Below are 15,991 nucleotides of genomic sequence, written 5' to 3'. Positions count from 1 at the left end.
GCCGCCCCCGCGGGACGGCCCGGCGACCACGTTCACACCCGGATCACCACCCGAAGCGGCGATCCACCACGGCCTCGAACTCCTCCAACGACAACACCGCATCACCATTCTGGTCCGCCGCGTCGAACAACGCCGACGACGCATCCGCGTCCCCCACGCCCCACACCGGCATAATCCCCTGAGCAGCCAACGTCGGCCCCTTCGTCCGCAACGCCGAAATCACCTCCGCACGCGTCAACCGCCCGTCGTGATTCAAATCCAGCGCCTCGAAAAGCCGCCGAGCCTTCTCACTCACCCAAACCTCCCACCCACACCAACGACCCCCCCAACCTAAGGCACCAACCCCGGCACCACCTCCCACCCGTTCACCACCCACACCAACCGCCAATACCGCTCCACCCGCAGATCAACAGACTCCTCCACCCCCAGCTCCCGCAGCGTCCGTACGAGCTCCGGCCGCACCAGCGCGTCGACGTCGTACAGCCGGTACCCGGCACTACTACGACAGGCCGGCACGACGACCCCCTCATCGGAATAGAAGCGGATCGTCCGCACCGCCAACCCGGTCCTCCGGGCCAGCTCCCCGATCGAATACAACTCCGCCGCGCCGTCCATGCCCCCACCCTGAGGTCTCCACCCACTGGAGACTCAAGGCTAGGTTCAGTACTTCGGTCCGACGTGGGCGTCCATGAGCGCGACGGATTCCTTCCGGGCGATGGACACGTTGTACGTGTTCGCCTGTTTCCACCGGACGCCGACCCGGTCCAGGGTGCGGGTGAGGAGGTCGGTGATGTCCTGGGACCTATTGGTGAAGAAGTACCGGGGGTACTCGTACCGCTTGCCGTTCCGAACGGTCCAGTTGGTGGTCCGGCACCCGTCGGAGTGGACCAGCCCGCGGACGAACTCCCAGGGGTGCGCGTCGACGATGTCCTGCTGCCAGGGTTCGAGGGCGATGAGGCGCTCGTGTTTCCTGCCTGGCGCGTGCTGGGGGAAGAGGCACGTCCAGTGCCGTCCGTAACTGGTGACGGCCACACAGCCCTGCCGCTGCAGCACGTAGACCTTGTCCGTCGGCCGTACGGCCAGGATCGCTGTGCGGCACAGCTCGATGAGGCCGGGCCAGGCGTCCGCGCACGCGATGCGGAGGTAGTGCCCACCGCGGGGGTGCGGGCTGATGCAGCCGTCACCGAGGTAGAGGCCGAGGAGGTAGGCGTAGGCGGCATCGTCGGCCGGTCCGGAACACGGCACCGACTGATTGAGCCGGGGGAGCGGATCGATGCGGATTCGCCATTCCCGGATGGCGGCCCGGGATATCCCGGTTTCCTTGCTGACCGAGTTCAGGCTCCGCCCCTGGTCGAGCAGCTGCAGGGTGTGGCGACGGGTGGCCATGTCGTACATGTGATCGACACTGCCGTGCGGAATTCGCTCACGTGCCGCAATTGGATACGCTTCGCTGAAACGAGTGAAGGTCACGCGATACTTGCGTGACCTTGGAAAAGAAGGAAAAGTGCCCCGGGTCGGACTCGAACCGACACTGTATGGGTTTTGAATCCATCGCCTGCTGCCAATTGGGCTACCGGGGCCCAACGAATCAAAGGTTACCCCCGACCCGCTGCGTGTCCACCTTACCGCAGCTAGGTAGGCTCGGGGGAGCTTGTTATGCCCCGCAAAGAGGAGCCTCCGTGACCGCCGAGCACGAGTCGACGCCCATGCCCGACGCCGACCAGTCGCACGTTCCGCCGCTGACGACCCGCGTCGTCATCGCCGAGGACGAGGCGCTCATCCGTCTTGACCTGAAAGAGATGCTCGAAGAGGAGGGCTACTCCGTCGTCGGCGAGGCCGGGGACGGGCAGACGGCCGTCGAGCTCGCGCGGGAGCACCGGCCCGACCTGGTGATCCTCGACGTGAAGATGCCGGTCCTCGACGGCATCTCCGCCGCCGAGAAGATCGCGGGGGAGTCCATCGCCCCCGTGCTCATGCTCACCGCCTTCTCGCAGCGCGACCTCGTGGAGCGGGCGCGGGACGCCGGGGCCATGGCGTACCTGGTGAAGCCGTTCAGCAAGAGCGACGTCGTCCCGGCGATCGAGATGGCCGTGTCCCGTTTCGCGGAGCTGAAGGCGCTGGAGAAGGAGGTCGCGGACCTCTCCGCGCGTCTGGAGACCCGCAAGCTGGTCGACCGGGCCAAGAGCATCCTGCAGACGCAGTACGGGCTGAGCGAGCCCGCGGCGTTCCGCTGGATCCAGAAGACCTCCATGGACCGCCGCATGTCCATGCAGCAGGTCGCCGAGGCGGTCATCGAGGACGCCGAGGAGAAGAAGCAGAACGCCGGCAAGTAGGGCGTCCGGCGTCCGGAACGCGTGAGGCCCGTCTCCCCCCGAGGGGAGACGGGCCTCACGGCTTCACGGGGCCGGCGGGACTAGTCCTCGCCGAGGTAGGCCTTGCGGACGTCCTCGTTGACGAGGAGCTCGCGGCCCGGGCCGGACAGGACGATCTTGCCGATCTCCATGACGTGGCCCTGGTCGGCCAGCGACAGCGCGGCCTGGGCGTTCTGCTCGACCAGCAGGATGGTGGTTCCGGCGGCCTTCAGCTCGGCGATCGTCGCCATGATCTTCTGCATCATGAGCGGGGAGAGGCCCATGGAGGGTTCGTCGAGCATGAGCAGCTTGGGCTGCGACATGAGCGCGCGGCCCATGGCGAGCATCTGCTGTTCGCCGCCGGAGAGGGTGCCGGCGGCCTGCTTGCGGCGCTCTCCCAGGATCGGGAAGAGGTCGTAGGCGCGCTGGACGTCCTTCTGGATGCCTTCCTTGTCGCTGCGGAGGAAGGCGCCGAGGAGGAGGTTGTCCTCGATCGACATGCGCGGGAAGATGTGCCGCCCCTCGGGGGAGTGGGCGAGTCCGAGCGAGACGATGTCGTGCGCGGGGACCTTCTTCAGCGACTTGCCCTGGAACTTGATCTGGCCGCCCTTGGGCTTGATCAGGCCGGAGAGGGTGCGCAGGGTGGTGGTCTTGCCGGCGCCGTTGGTGCCGATGAGGGTGACGATCTCGCCTTCGTTGACGGTGAAGGAGATGCCCTTGACGGCTTCGATCTTGCCGTAGGCGACGCGGAGGTCCTCGACCTCGAGGAGGGCGGTCACTTGGCTTCTCCGTCCGTGCTGGTGGTGCTGCCCTCGGCGGCCTCTTCCGCGGTGGCTTCGGGGGCGGCCTCGGCCTCGGCTTCGGCGGCGGCTTCGGCGGCTTCGACCTCGGCGGCCTCTTCGGCGCCGGGGGCGCCTTCGAAGGGTTCGCCGAGGTAGGCGGCGACGACGCGTTCGTCGCTCTGGACCTCGGTGGCGGTGCCTTCGATGAGCTTTTCGCCCTGGACGAGGCAGGCGACGCGGTCGCAGAGGTTGAAGATGAAGCGCATGTCGTGCTCGATGACGAGGACGGCGATGCCCTTGTCCCGGATGGCGAAGATGAGCTCTTCGGCGGCGCGGGTCTCCTGCGGGTTCATGCCGGCGGTGGGCTCGTCCAGGAGGATGAGGCCGGGGTCGCTGGCGAGGGCGCGGGCGATCTCGAGCTTGCGCTGTTCACCGTAGGGGAGGTTGCGGGCGAGGTGCTCGGCCTTGTGGTCGAGGCCGATGAACTCGAGGAGTTCCATGGCGCGCTCGCGGCTGGCCTGCTCTTCCCGGCCGAAGCTGGGGAGGCGGAGGAGGGCGGACCAGAGGCCTTCCTTGGTGCGGGTGTGGCGTCCGACGAGGACGTTTTCCAGGACCGTCATGTTGTTGAAGAGACGGATGTTCTGGAAGGTGCGGGCGATGCCGGCCGCGGTGACCTTGTAGGACTTCGGGGGCAGGACCGTGCCCTTGTACCGGACTTCGCCCTCGGTGGGGATGTAGAGGCCGGTGAGGCAGTTGAAGAAGGTGGTCTTGCCGGCGCCGTTGGGGCCGATGAGGCCGACGATCTCGCCGCTGCGGACGGTGAGGTCGACGTTCTTGACGGCGGTGAGGCCGCCGAAGCGCATCGTGACGCCGCGGGCGTCGAGGACCGTTTCGGTCGCCGTTGCGGTCGTGGTGGTGGTCATGGATCAGGCCCCTGTCTTGCCGAGGACTGTGGGCGCTTCGAGGTCCTTGTGGAGTTCGAGCTGGTTGCGCCGGTTGGGGATGAGGCCTTCGGGGCGCAGGCGCATCAGGATGACGAGTGCGATGCCGAAGACGAGGAGCTGGTACTCGCCCAGGAACTGGAGCTTGTTGGGGATCATGAAGAGGAGGGCGCCGCCGACGAGGGGGCCGGAGATGGTGCCCATGCCGCCGAGTACGACTGCCGCGAGGAGGAAGGCGGAGTTCGGGGGGACGGCGTTGGCGAAGACGTACTGGTCCGGGGTGACGGTGTAGTTCACGTGGGCCTGTACGGCGCCGGCGAGGCCGGCGAGGGTGGCGCCGAGGGCGAAGGCGATGAGCTTGACGCGGAAGCCGTTGATGCCCATGGCTTCGGCGGCGGTTTCGTCTTCGCGGATGGCGACCCAGGCGCGGCCGATGCGGGATTCGGCGCTGCGGCGGAAGACCATGATCACGATGAGGGTGACCAGGAGCATCAGCAGGAAGTAGTTGGCGAAGCGGCCGACGGTGAATCCGGCGATGGTGTGGCTGGCGCCGAAGTCGAACCCGAAGAGGTTGACGTTGGGGATGCCGGCGATGCCGTTGGGGCCGTTGGTGAGGTCGGGGCCGCTGACGCCGTCGAGGTTGTTCATCGAGATGCGGAAGATCTCTCCGAAGCCCAGGGTGACGATGGCGAGGTAGTCGCCGCGCAGGCGCAGGGTCGGGGCGCCGATGAGGACGCCGAAGACCATGGAGGCGAGGGCGCCGACGAGGAGTGCGGCCCAGAAGGGCAGGTGCACGCCGAAGGGCGAGTTGGGGGAGCCGGAGACCAGGGCCGCGGTGTAGGCGCCGACGCCGAGGAAGGCGACGTAGCCGAGGTCGAGGAGGCCGGTGAGGCCGACGACGATGTTCAGGCCGAGGGCGACGGTGGCGAAGATGAGGATGTTGACGCCGAGGGTCGCGTACTGGTCGTCGGTCTGGGTGAGGGGGAAGGCCGCGGCCGCGACGAAGGCGCCGACGAGGGCGACGTTGCGGTGCTTGGCGGTGAGGGCGGTGAAGCGGGCGACCAGGCCGGCCTTGTTGAGGGCGGTGAAGCCGAAGCCGGCGGTGATCAGGAAGCCGAGGAAGAGTTCCTGGTAGGGGGTCGTGACGCCGTAGGTGAAGACGCCGAGGGCGACGGCGAGGACGGCGGTGATGAGCAGGATCTCGGCGTAGGCCGGGAGTTCGCGGGCCGGCTTGGCGGTGCCGCCGGCGTGGGCGGCCTTGGTGACGGCCCAGCTGTTGCCGATGTTGTGCTTGGTCTGCTCCCACCAGGTGTCTTCGGGGTCCGCCAGTTCGGTGGCGGGGCGCTCGAAGGGGAGGGAGCGGGCGCCGAGGTAGGCGGCGAGGGCGGTGACGAGGGCGACGATGCCGCCGGGCTCCAGGTTGACGAGGCCGCCGAGGGTGTTGCTGATCGCCCAGACGGTGTAGGCCACGGTCAGGAGGGTGCCGAGGGCGCAGAGCTTGATCGCGGCGTCGGTTCCGGCGGGCGCGAGCCAGCGCAGGCCCTTGATGCCGTAGGAGCTGAGGCCGAAGAGCGCGGTCAGGGCGCCGCCGACGAGGACGAGCCACTGGAGGCCGCCGGGGTACCCGTAGACGGTGAGGTCACCGGGGAAGGCGGAGGTCCAGGTCCAGGCGAGGAAGCAGGAGATGACCGTGAGGGCGCCGCCGGCGGTGGCGAGGGCGCGGGCGGTCTTCTCGGGGAGGGAGATTCCCGCTCGGCCGCTGGTGGCCGTCTGCGGCGTGGTGTCTGTGGTGGTGGTCGTCATGGTTCTCACGCCCTGTCCGCCACGCGCTCGCCCATCAGACCCTGGGGCCGGAAGAGAAGCACGAGGATGAGGAGTACGAACGCCCAGGTGTTGCCCCAGGACTGGCCGCCGAGCTGCTGCATGCCCGGTACGTCGGCGATGTAGGCGGTGGTCAGGGTTTCGGCGAGGCCGAGGACGATGCCGCCGATCATGGCGCCGTAGATGTTGCCGATGCCGCCGAGGACGGCCGCGGTGAAGGCCTTGAGGCCGAGGATGAAGCCCATGCGGTAGTTGACTTCGCCGTACTTGAGGCCGTACGCGACGGCTCCGACGGCGGCGAAGGCGGCGCCGAGGGCGAAGGCGACCGTGATGATGCGGTCGGTGTTGATGCCCATGAGCTTCGCGGTGTCCGGGTCCTGCGCGGTGGCCTGCATGCCGCGGCCGGTGCGGGTCTTCTTGACGAAGAAGCCGAGGAAGGCCATGGAGATGGGCGCGGCGAGCAGCAGGAAGACGTCACCGGTCTGGATGGTGATGCTGCCGAGGTGGAAGGGGCCACCGGGGATTTCGGGGAAGACGACGGAGGACTTCGCGTCGGGGTACCAGGCCCACACGACCTGCTGGAGGACGATGGAGAGGCCGATGGCGGTGATGAGCGGGGCGAGGCGTGGAGCGTTGCGCAGCGGCCGGTAGGCGAAGCGTTCGGCGCCGACGGCTATGAGGGTGGCGACGATGATGGCGCCTATGAGCATGAGCGGCAGCGCGAGCCACATGGTGGTGCCGCCGGGGAGCATCAGCCAGACCGTGAGGGCTCCGAACCCGCCGGTCATGAAGATCTCGCCGTGGGCGAAGTTGATGAGCTGGACGATGCCATAGACCATCGTGTAGCCGATGGCGACGAGCCCGTACATGGATCCCAGTAGCAGGCCGTTGACCAGCTGTTGCGGCAGTTCGTGCACCGCAGGTCCTCCGAGTCTTTCGACGGATGTGACACCGCGCGGGGCGCAATGGTGCGCGCCCCGCGCGGCAGGTGAGGGGTGAGGCTAGGGAGTCAGCCGGTGGGAGGTCAGCCGGCGAGGGTGCCGGACTCGACGGTCTTGAAGTCGTCGCCGTCGACCTTGTAGACGGTGAGCTGCTTGTTGGTGGCGTCGCCGAACTCGTCGAAGGAGACCTTGCCGGTCACGCCTTCGAAGTTGACGCCCTGGACGGCCTCGAGGACCTTGGCGCGGGCGTCGGAGGGGAGCTTGCCGTTGTTGGCGTCGACGACCTTCTTGACGGCTTCGATGACGGCCCAGGCGGAGTCGTACGAGTAGCCGCCGTAGGCGGAGTAGTCGTCCTTGTAGCCGGCCTTCTTGTAGTTGTCGACGAACTCCTTGGCGGAGGCCAGGCTCTCGACGGGGGCGCCGACGGAGGTGCAGAGGTCGCCCTGGGCGCTGGCGCCGGCGAGCTCGACGTACTTCTTGTCCTTCATGCCGTCGCCGCCGACGAGCGGGATGTTGGTGCCGGAGGCCTTGATCTGCTTGCTGAGGGGGCCGGCCGCCGGGTACTCGCCGCCGTAGTAGACGACGTCGGCGCCGGAGCTCTTGACCTGGGTCACGATCGCCGAGAAGTCCTTGGACTCGGGGTCGATGTGGCCCTCGCCGGCGACGGCGCCGCCGAGCTTGGTGAACTCGCCCTTGAAGGTCGCGGCGAGGCCGGCGCCGTAGGTCTTCTTGTCATCGATGATGAAGACCTTCTTCTTGCCCGCCTTGTTGAAGAGGTACTGCGCCGCGTACGGGCCCTGGATGGCGTCCGTGGTGGCGGTGCGGAAGTAGCTCTTGTAGGTGCGGGTCTTCTGGCCCTCGGCCCACTTGGGGCCCTGGGTCAGGGACGGGCTGGTGTTGGCGGGGGAGATCTGGGCCAGCTTCGCGTCGTCGAAGACCTTCTGCATGGCCTCGGAGACCGAGGAGTTGAGCGGGCCGACGACGCCGAGGACGTCCTTGTTGGCGGTGAGCTTGGTGGCGTTCTGCTGGCCGGAGGAGGCCTGGGCCTGGTCGTCGAGGGCTTCTATCTTGAAGGTGACGCCCTTGACGTACTTCTTCTCGTTGGCCTGCTTGGCGGCGAGGTCGGCGGAGTTCTTGATGCCGAGGCCGAGGGCGGAGAGGTCGCCCGTCAGCGGGGCGTCGACGCCGATGACCACGGTGGTGTTGCCGCCGTCGGCGGTGGCTCCGCCCTTGTCGTCGCGGGATCCGCAGGCGGTGAGGGTGAGAGCGCCCGCGGCGAGGGCGGCGGTCACGGCGATGAGCTGACGAGAACGCACGATCAGTCCTTTCCTGGCGCCGCGTCCCCCCGTGGGACGCGTCGAGTCGAACGCGGGGAACCGAACTGAGGAAATCCGGCGCGGTCGCGGTAACTGGCGGTGACTCTAGGCGGCTCTTCGGGGGATATGGAGGGCTGAGGCCAATGATGTGACTCTCTTGTTATGCCACGGCGTAATACATAGCGGTTCACGCGGGGTGGAACGGGGGAATTCAGGCCGGTTCGTCTTGTCCGCATGCTGAGATGCGGCAGGACCTTGGGGCGGTTTGAGTCCTGTCGTGCCAGGACTCTGGCGGTGTTTGCTCATGACGGGCCGGTGGGCGCCGTGTCTCGGTCTACGGGACATGCCCTGGTCAGGGCGACGGAAAGATCTCGCGCATATCGGTCACCGGGGATGTAACTGTGATCCTCTTTCTGGAATCCATTACTCAGGGTCACCTCCAAAAAGGGCAGCCCGGAATTCCGTGCTACATGCACGCAGTCTTTTACCCGAATGAGCAGCAGGAGCTCGCGTTCTTCCCCCGCGCCGACCGCGGCCGGAAGCGGTGGCCGGATCGCCACGCTCAGCGCCTCCGAGGGCTGGCCGATCCGCTCCACCGAGATGGTCGGTCCCCACCCCGTCCGCACACGCACGGTGAACGCGAACGCGTAGCCGGGTGGCGGCGGCTCCATCGGCTCCCCGTACGTCAGGGACAGGGCCTGGGAGGGGGCGGGCGGGGCCTGCGGGCGGGGCGGGTCGGGCCGTGCGGCGTACAGCCGCGCGGCGCCCGCGGCCAGTACGGCGGCCGCGGCGGCGGCCAGGACGGCCCTGCGGTGGCGGGCGTAGCGCGAGCGGATCCAGGCGGCGGCCCGGGGGGTACGCGGCCCCGTGCGCGGGACGTGACCGTCCTGCGTGCCCTCCCCGGGCTCCACGGGGCCGATGCCGGCGCTCACGGCCGGCGCCCGGCGGTCCGGCAGGCGGCGGGGCGCCCAGCGGCGGCAGGGTCACTGGCGGCGCCGGGGGCGCCGATACGGGCGCCGGCGGCGGCGGTGCGTGGTGCCGCCGCCCGGCATGTGGCCGTGGCGCCGCGCGGCGCCGGTCCGGATCCCATGCGGGAACGCTAGACCGGTGCCGCGGACGGCACAACGGCTCGTACGGGCCCGGCTGTTAAGACTCCGTGTCGCGCAGCAGGCAGGTGAGGCGGGCGGTGCAGACGCGGCGGTCCTGTTCGTCGGAGATGACGATCTCGTAGGTGGCGGTGGAGCGGCCGCGGTGGACCGGGGTGGCGACGCCGGTGACGCGGCCGTCGCGCACGCCGCGGTGGTGGGTGCAGTTGAGGTCGACGCCGACGGCGATCTTGTTGATGCCGCCGTGCATCATGGCGCCGACGGAGCCGAGGGTTTCGGCCAGGACGGCGGAGGCGCCGCCGTGGAGGAGTCCGTAGGGCTGGGTGTTCCCCTTGACGGGCATGGTGGCGACGACGCGTTCGGCGGAGGCCTCCAGGATCTGGATCTCCATGCGCCGGCCTAGGTCGCCCGCCGAGAACAGGGCGGGCAGGTCTATGCCCAGGGCCTCGTACTCGTCGAGGACTTCCTGGGGGAACTTCACGGCGTGCTGCTCGTCGCCCATGGGCCTGCTCCGTTCGTCAACGGTCGTTAACCAGTGTGTCGGGGCCGTTCTATCAGGCCGGTTCGAAGCGCACGACGACGGACTTGCTGGCGGGGGTGTTGCTGGTGTCGGCGGTGGAGTCCAGGGGGACCAGGACGTTCGTCTCGGGGTAGTAGGCGGCGGCGCAGCCGCGTGCGGTGGGGTAGTGGACGACGCGGAAGCCGGGGGCGCGGCGTTCGACGCCGTCCTTCCATTCGCCGACGAGGTCGGTGTAGGAGCCGTCGGCGAGGCCGAGCTCGGCGGCGTCCTCGGGGTTGACCATGACGATGCGGCGGCCGCCGGTGATGCCGCGGTAGCGGTCGTCGAGGCCGTAGATGGTGGTGTTGTACTGGTCGTGGCTGCGCAGGGTCTGCAGGAGCAGCCGGCCGGCCGGCACGCGCGGGTACTCGACGGGGGCGGCGGTGAAGTTGGCCTTGCCGGTCGCGGTGGGGAAGCGGCGTTCGTCGCGGGGCGCGTGGGGCAGCTGGAAGCCGCCGGGGCGGGCGACGCGGGTGTTGAAGTCCTCGAAGCCGGGGACGACGCGGGCGATGCGGTCGCGGATGGCGGCGTAGTCGTTCTCGAAGTCCTCCCAGGGAGTCCGGGAGGCGGTGCCGAGGACGGCGCGGGCCATGCGGGCGACGATGGCCGGTTCGGAGAGCAGGTGGGGGGAGGCGGGGGCGAGGTTGCCGCGGGAGGCGTGGACCATGCCCATGGAGTCCTCGACGGTGACGAACTGGCGGCCGCTCTTCTGGACGTCCTTGTCGGTGCGTCCCAGGGTGGGCAGGATCAGGGCGCGCCGGCCGGTGACCGCGTGGGAGCGGTTGAGCTTGGTGGAGACGTGGACGGTGAGGGAGGCGCGGCGGATCGCGGCTTCGGTGACGTCGGTGTCGGGGGTGGCGGCGACGAAGTTGCCGCCCATGGCGAAGAGGACCTTGGCCTTGCCGTCGCGCAGGGCTTCGATGGAACGGACCACGTCGTAGCCGTGCGTGCGGGGCGAGGTGATGCCGAATTCGCGGTCGAGGGCGTCGAGGAAGGCGGGGGCGGGGCGTTCGAAGATGCCCATGGTGCGGTCGCCCTGGACGTTGGAGTGGCCGCGGACGGGGCAGACGCCGGCGCCGGGGCGGCCGATGTTGCCGCGGAGCAGGAGGAGGTTGACGACCTCCCGGATGGTGGCGACGGAGTGCTTGTGCTGGGTGAGGCCCATGGCCCAGCAGACGATGGTGCGCTCGGAGGCCAGGATCATGGCCAGGGCGCGTTCGATCTCGGGGCGGGTGAGGCCGGTGGCGGTGAGGGTCTCGTCCCAGTCGGCGTTCCCGGCGGCGGTGGCCAGGGCTTCGTAGCCGTGGGTGTGCTCGCGGATGAAGTCCTCGTCGAGGGCCCCGTCGGTGTCGATGACGAGCTTGTTGAGGAGGCGGAAGAGGGCCTGGTCGCCGCCGATGCGGATCTGGAGGAAGAGGTCGTTGAGGGGGGTGCCCTTGATCATGCCGAGGGGACTCTGGGGGTTCTTGAAGCGTTCCATGCCGGCCTCGGGCAGCGGGTTCACCGAGATGATCTTCGCGCCGGCTTCCTTGGCCTTCTCCAGCGCGGAGAGCATGCGGGGGTGGTTGGTGCCCGGGTTCTGGCCGGCGACGATGATCAGGTCGGCGCGGTGGAGGTCCTCGAGGGAGACGCTGCCCTTGCCGATGCCGATGGTCTCGCCCAGCGCGCAGCCGGAGGACTCGTGGCACATGTTGGAGCAGTCCGGCAGGTTGTTGGTGCCGAATTCGCGGGCGAAGAGCTGGAAGAGGAACGCGGCCTCGTTGCTGGTGCGGCCGGAGGTGTAGAAGAGGGCCTCGTCGGGGGAGGACAGGGCCCCCAGCTCCTCCGCGATGATCGCGAAGGCCTTGTTCCAGCTGACGGGCTCGTACCGGTCGGCGCCCTCGGGCAGGTACATGGGGTGGGTGAGGCGGCCCTGCTGGCCGAGCCAGTAGCCGCTGCGGGCGGCCAGCTCGGACACCGGGTGGGCGGCGAAGAAGTCCGGGGTGACCCGGCGCAGCGTGGCCTCCTCGGCGACGGCCTTGGCGCCGTTCTCGCAGAATTCGGCGGCGTGCCGCTCGTCGCCCTCGGGCCAGGCGCAGCCGGGGCAGTCGAAGCCGTTCTTCTGGTTGACCTTGAGGAGGGTCCGCGCGGTGCGGCGCAGCCCCATCTGTTCGTACCCGGCCTTCAGGGTGTGCGCGATGGCGGGCAGGCCGGCGGCGGCGTGCTGCGGGGGACCGACGTGCGGCGCGTCCTGTACCGGATCACCTGCGGGCGGCTTGGTGGCCATGTCGCTCCCCTTCGAGCAGTCTTCGCGTACACGTCCGATCCTGTCACGCCCGGCCGACATCACCGACGGCGGATTTGTCGGTGGGGGCGCCTAGGATCGGGGGCGTGGCAGAGACAGCATCGAAGAAGACCGACCAGCCGACCGCAGCGGACCGCCCCCGCCTGATGCTCATGGACGGGCACTCCCTGGCGTACCGGGCGTTCTTCGCGCTGCCCGCGGAGAATTTCACGACGGCCACGGGCCAGCCGACGAACGCCATCTACGGCTTCGCGTCGATGCTGGCGAACACGTTGCGTGACGAGGCGCCGACGCATTTCGCGGTGGCGTTCGACGTGTCCCGCAAGACGTGGCGCACGACGGAGTTCCCCGAGTACAAGGCGAACCGCTCGAAGACCCCGGACGAGTTCAAGGGGCAGGTCGAGCTGATCGGCGAGCTGCTCGACGCGATGAAGGTGCCGCGGTTCGCGGTGGACGGCTTCGAGGCCGACGACGTGATCGCGACGCTGGCGACGCAGGCCGAGGCCCTCGGTTTCGACGTGCTGATCGTCACGGGCGACCGGGACTCCTTCCAGCTGGTCTCCGAGCACACGACGGTGCTGTACCCGACGAAGGGCGTCTCCGAGCTGACCCGGTTCACTCCGGAGAAGGTCGTGGAGAAGTACGGGCTCACCCCCCAGCAGTACCCGGACTTCGCGGCGCTGCGCGGTGACCCGTCGGACAACCTGCCGGGCATCCCGGGCGTCGGCGAGAAGACGGCCGCCAAGTGGATCACGCAGTTCGGGTCGTTCGCCGAGCTGGTGGAGCGGGCCGACGAGGTCAAGGGCAAGGCCGGGCAGAACTTCCGCGACCACCTGGAGGCCGTGAAGCTCAACCGGGTGCTGACCGAGATGGTCAAGGACGTGGAGCTGCCCGGCACCCCGGCGGACCTGGTGCGCGCCCCGTACGACCGGGCCGCGGTCACGGGGGTGCTGGACGTGCTGGAGATCCGCAACGCCTCGCTGCGGGAGCGGCTGCTGGCCGTGGACCCGGGCGCGGCCGGGGCGGAGGAGGCCCCGGCTCCGGCGGCCGGCGTGGAGCTGGACGGGTCGGTGCTGGGCGCGGGCGAGCTCGCGCCGTGGCTGGAGGCGCACGGGGGCGGTCCGCTGGGCGTGTCCACCGTGGACAGCTGGATGCTGGGCGCCGGCAGCGTCAGCGAGGTCGCGCTGGCCTCGGCGGGCGGTGCGGCCGCCTGGTTCGAGCCGTCCTCGCTGGACGAGGCCGACGAGCGGGCCTTCGCGGCCTGGGCCGCCGACGCGGAGCGCCCGAAGGTGGTGCACAACGCGAAGGGCCTGATGCGGGTCTTCCCCGAGCACGGCTGGACCCTGGCGGGCGTCACCATGGACACCGCGCTCGCCGCCTACCTGGTCAAGCCGGGCCGGCGTTCCTTCGCGCTGGACGTGCTGTCCGTGGAGTACCTGGGCCGGGAGCTCCAGCCGCCGGCCGCCGCCGGGCAGCTGGCGTTCGGTGCCGACGAGACCGCCGAGGCGGACGCGCTGATGGCGCAGGCCCGCGCGGTCCTCGACCTGGGCGACGCCTTCGCGGCGAAGCTGCCCGAGGTCGGCGCGGTCGAGCTGCTCCACGAGATGGAGCTGCCGACGTCCGAGCTGCTGGCCCGTCTGGAGCGGGCGGGCATCGCCGCCGACCGCGACCACCTGGAGGCCATGGAGCAGCAGTTCGCGGGCGCCGTGCAGCAGGCGGTGAAGGAGGCGCACGCGGCGGTCGGCCACGAGTTCAACCTCGGCTCGCCCAAGCAGCTCCAGGAGGTGTTCTTCGGCGAGCTGGACCTGCCGAAGACGAAGAAGACGAAGACCGGCTACACCACGGACGCCGACGCGCTGGCCTGGCTGGCCACGCAGACCGACCACGAGCTGCCGGTGATCATGCTGCGGCACCGGGAGCAGGCCAAGCTGCGGGTGACCGTCGAGGGCCTGGTCAAGGCGATCGCCGCCGACGGCCGGGTGCACACCAGCTTCAGCCAGACCGTCGCCGCGACCGGACGTCTGTCCTCCACCGACCCCAACCTGCAGAACGTGCCGGTGCGCACGGACGAGGGCCGCGCGATCCGCCGGGGCTTCGTCGTCGGTGAGGGCTACGAATCGCTGATGACGGCCGACTACAGCCAGATCGAGCTGCGCGTGATGGCACACCTCTCCGAGGACGAGGGCCTGATCGAGGCGTTCCTGTCCGGTGAGGACCTGCACACTACCGTCGCCTCGCAGGTGTTCGGCGTGGAGCGCTCCCAGGTCGACGCCGAGATGCGCCGCAAGATCAAGGCCATGTCGTACGGCCTGGCGTACGGGCTGTCGGCGTTCGGTCTCGCCCAGCAGCTGAACATCGAGCCGGCCGAGGCGCGCGGGCTGATGGAGACCTTCTTCGAGCGGTTCGGCGGGGTCCGCGACTACCTCCAGCGGGTGGTCGACGAGGCCCGGGCGACCGGCTACACGGCGACGGTCTTCGGCCGCCGCCGCTACCTGCCGGACCTGAACAGCGACAACCGCCAGCGCCGTGAGGCCGCCGAGCGGATGGCGTTGAACGCCCCGATCCAGGGCACCGCCGCCGACATCGTCAAGGTCGCCATGCTGCGCGTGGACAAGGCCCTCGCCGAGGCGGGCCTGACGTCGCGGATGCTGCTCCAGGTCCATGACGAAATCGTCCTGGAGATCGCCCCCGGCGAGCGGGAGCGGGTCGAGGAACTGGTGCGCCGGGAGATGGGCGCCGCCGTGGAACTGCGGGCCCCGCTGGACGTGTCCGTGGGCGTCGGCGGCGACTGGGAGTCCGCCGCGCACTGACCCCGCGCGCGGCGTCCGAGCGCCCGTCCACTGCTTAGGCCGTCTCTTCCGGATCTTGCTCCCCCAGCTACCGCTGGGAGGTGCCCCCAGACCGGCAAGATCCGAAAGGGACGCCCTAGGCGGCGGGGACGGGCGTTCGCGCGTCCCGCTCCGGGCGGGGCCGGTCCCGGTCGCGGTCCCGGCGGTGGCGCAGCCGTACGAGGGTCCCGTACGCCAGCAGCCCGACGGTGAGGCCGGCTCCCGCTCCGAAGCAGACGGTCGGGATGATGTCGAGCGGGGTGCGGATCCGGTCGTAGAAGGTGAAGAAGCGCATCACCCGCAGGGTGATCCCGGCCGCCGCGCAGCCGGCGATCAGTGCGGCGGCGCCCCAGCGCTCCGCGAGGCCGAGCACCGGGACCGAGGCCGGCGCGGGCGTGGCCGGCAGCCGCCGCAGGCCGCTCACCGTGAACCAGAGCAGCGCGCAGGCGGCCACCGCGGAGGAGCCGTACTGGAGGTAGGAGTAGAGGGGCAGGCCGAAGGCGAGGGGATCACCGAGCCCCGGCAGCACGTTCGTCCCCCAGCGGTCCAGGTGCGTGAAGCTGTCCCACACCACGTGGGTGAGCGAGCCGGCCACCGCCGAGAGGTAGAACCAGAGCGCGAGCCGCGGCAGCCCCCGCCCGCGCCAGCTCTCACCCCGTACGAAGGCGTACGTCCTGCCCCGCCAGGTCCGCGGCAGGAGCGCGACGAGGGGTTCGCGCAGCAGCAGCCAGCACGCCGCGAGGAGCGCGGTCAGGACGGCGTCCACGGTGGCCACGCCCAGCAGGGTGTGCGTGAAGCGGCCGTAGCCCATGACGCCGCTCACGACGGCGTCCGCGAAGTAGAAGGTGTCCGGGGCGAACGAGCCCAGGACGAGCGCCGAGCCGACCAGCGGTCCCCGGGCACGCCCGGTCCGGCGTACGGCCGGAAGTACGGCGGCCGCATGGCTGAGAGTGAACGGCACGGGGGCTCCTCGGGCTTTCGGCGTCCGGACATTATGCGTGTGCTGCAAGGGAACGTGGGGATGTGGTGAATTCCGAGCCGCGGTGCGTGCCGTGTGAAGTG

Annotated in this window: 13 protein-coding genes, 1 tRNA gene and 1 pseudogene; 2 read left to right on the top strand and 13 right to left on the bottom strand. The window is 69.8% G+C overall.

The window, feature by feature from the left end; genetic code table 11:
* Positions 1 to 43: 43 nt before the first annotated feature.
* The 4 genes and pseudogenes from ACFY7H_RS08960 to ACFY7H_RS08945 all read right to left on the bottom strand — a co-directional run bounded on the left by ACFY7H_RS08960 (position 44) and on the right by ACFY7H_RS08945 (position 1,580).
* Entirely contained in the window at positions 44 to 295 is a 252-nt protein-coding gene (locus ACFY7H_RS08960; RefSeq protein ID WP_388935221.1) for an EF-hand domain-containing protein, read from the bottom strand.
* Positions 296 to 417: 122 nt separating this feature from the next.
* Positions 418 to 615 (bottom strand): annotated as a pseudogene (locus ACFY7H_RS08955) (MerR family transcriptional regulator); the annotation flags it as partial.
* 45 nt (positions 616 to 660) lie between these two features.
* On the bottom strand, positions 661 to 1,395 hold the full coding sequence (locus ACFY7H_RS08950; RefSeq protein WP_388935219.1) for a transcriptional regulator: 735 nt from the start codon (positions 1,393 to 1,395) through the stop codon (positions 661 to 663).
* A gap of 110 nt (positions 1,396 to 1,505) precedes the next feature.
* Positions 1,506 to 1,580, bottom strand: a tRNA-Leu gene (locus ACFY7H_RS08945).
* A 126-nt stretch (positions 1,581 to 1,706) separates the two neighbouring features.
* On the opposite strand from ACFY7H_RS08945, the gene ACFY7H_RS08940 reads away from it, so the two are divergent.
* A complete protein-coding gene (locus ACFY7H_RS08940; RefSeq protein ID WP_388936181.1) occupies positions 1,707 to 2,333 on the top strand; it encodes an ANTAR domain-containing response regulator in 627 nt (208 codons plus the stop codon).
* A gap of 80 nt (positions 2,334 to 2,413) precedes the next feature.
* Here the strand turns inward: ACFY7H_RS08940 and ACFY7H_RS08935 are convergent, their stop codons facing one another.
* From ACFY7H_RS08935 to ACFY7H_RS08900, 8 genes are all read right to left on the bottom strand, one after another.
* Positions 2,414 to 3,130: an ABC transporter ATP-binding protein gene (locus ACFY7H_RS08935; RefSeq protein WP_388935216.1), complete on the bottom strand. Its 717-nt coding sequence runs from the start codon at positions 3,128 to 3,130 to the stop codon at positions 2,414 to 2,416.
* Positions 3,127 to 4,056 carry an ABC transporter ATP-binding protein gene (locus ACFY7H_RS08930; RefSeq protein WP_388935213.1) on the bottom strand — a complete coding sequence of 310 codons (930 nt, stop codon included), beginning with the start codon at positions 4,054 to 4,056 and terminating at the stop codon, positions 3,127 to 3,129. Before ACFY7H_RS08930 ends, ACFY7H_RS08935 begins: the two co-directional genes overlap by 4 nt.
* 3 nt (positions 4,057 to 4,059) lie before the next feature.
* Entirely contained in the window at positions 4,060 to 5,877 is a 1,818-nt protein-coding gene (locus ACFY7H_RS08925; protein ID WP_388935211.1) for a branched-chain amino acid ABC transporter permease, read from the bottom strand.
* 5 nt (positions 5,878 to 5,882) lie between these two features.
* Positions 5,883 to 6,812, bottom strand: a complete 930-nt coding sequence (locus tag ACFY7H_RS08920) for a branched-chain amino acid ABC transporter permease (RefSeq protein WP_388935209.1) — start codon at positions 6,810 to 6,812, stop codon at positions 5,883 to 5,885.
* Positions 6,813 to 6,919: 107 nt separating this feature from the next.
* Positions 6,920 to 8,152 carry a branched-chain amino acid ABC transporter substrate-binding protein gene (locus ACFY7H_RS08915; RefSeq protein ID WP_388935205.1) on the bottom strand — a complete coding sequence of 411 codons (1,233 nt, stop codon included), beginning with the start codon at positions 8,150 to 8,152 and terminating at the stop codon, positions 6,920 to 6,922.
* Between the two features lie 302 nt (positions 8,153 to 8,454).
* Positions 8,455 to 9,084, bottom strand: coding sequence for a Tat pathway signal sequence domain protein (locus tag ACFY7H_RS08910; protein WP_388935203.1), 630 nt, complete (start codon positions 9,082 to 9,084; stop codon positions 8,455 to 8,457).
* A 214-nt stretch (positions 9,085 to 9,298) separates the two neighbouring features.
* Positions 9,299 to 9,760 (bottom strand): PaaI family thioesterase, encoded by a 462-nt coding sequence (locus ACFY7H_RS08905; RefSeq protein WP_388935200.1) that lies wholly within the window; start codon positions 9,758 to 9,760, stop codon positions 9,299 to 9,301.
* 52 nt (positions 9,761 to 9,812) lie between these two features.
* Positions 9,813 to 12,083 (bottom strand): FdhF/YdeP family oxidoreductase, encoded by a 2,271-nt coding sequence (locus ACFY7H_RS08900; RefSeq protein WP_388935197.1) that lies wholly within the window; start codon positions 12,081 to 12,083, stop codon positions 9,813 to 9,815.
* Between the two features lie 104 nt (positions 12,084 to 12,187).
* Here ACFY7H_RS08900 and polA point away from each other — a divergent pair, with 104 nt between their 5' ends.
* On the top strand, positions 12,188 to 14,911 hold the full coding sequence (gene polA / locus ACFY7H_RS08895; protein WP_388935193.1) for a DNA polymerase I: 2,724 nt from the start codon (positions 12,188 to 12,190) through the stop codon (positions 14,909 to 14,911).
* A 115-nt stretch (positions 14,912 to 15,026) separates the two neighbouring features.
* Here the strand turns inward: polA and ACFY7H_RS08890 are convergent, their stop codons facing one another.
* Positions 15,027 to 15,890: a DUF4184 family protein gene (locus ACFY7H_RS08890; RefSeq protein WP_388935190.1), complete on the bottom strand. Its 864-nt coding sequence runs from the start codon at positions 15,888 to 15,890 to the stop codon at positions 15,027 to 15,029.
* Positions 15,891 to 15,991 lie beyond the last annotated feature (101 nt).

The sequence above is a fragment of the Streptomyces sp. NPDC012794 genome (genome assembly GCF_042901085.1).
Classification (GTDB): domain Bacteria; phylum Actinomycetota; class Actinomycetes; order Streptomycetales; family Streptomycetaceae; genus Streptomyces.
The sequence above is the reverse complement of the archived record's forward strand: the minus strand, read 5'-3'. Positions and strand labels throughout refer to the sequence as shown.

Coding starts and splice junctions, on each gene's coding strand:
- ACFY7H_RS08950 (WP_388935219.1), bottom strand. CDS start 1,395: ATGTACGACATGGCCACCCGTCGCCACACCCTGCAGCTGCTCGACCAG.
- ACFY7H_RS08940 (WP_388936181.1), top strand. CDS start 1,707: ATGCCCGACGCCGACCAGTCGCACGTTCCGCCGCTGACGACCCGCGTC.
- ACFY7H_RS08930 (WP_388935213.1), bottom strand. CDS start 4,056: ATGACCACCACCACGACCGCAACGGCGACCGAAACGGTCCTCGACGCC.
- ACFY7H_RS08925 (WP_388935211.1), bottom strand. CDS start 5,877: ATGACGACCACCACCACAGACACCACGCCGCAGACGGCCACCAGCGGC.
- ACFY7H_RS08905 (WP_388935200.1), bottom strand. CDS start 9,760: ATGGGCGACGAGCAGCACGCCGTGAAGTTCCCCCAGGAAGTCCTCGAC.
- ACFY7H_RS08900 (WP_388935197.1), bottom strand. CDS start 12,083: ATGGCCACCAAGCCGCCCGCAGGTGATCCGGTACAGGACGCGCCGCAC.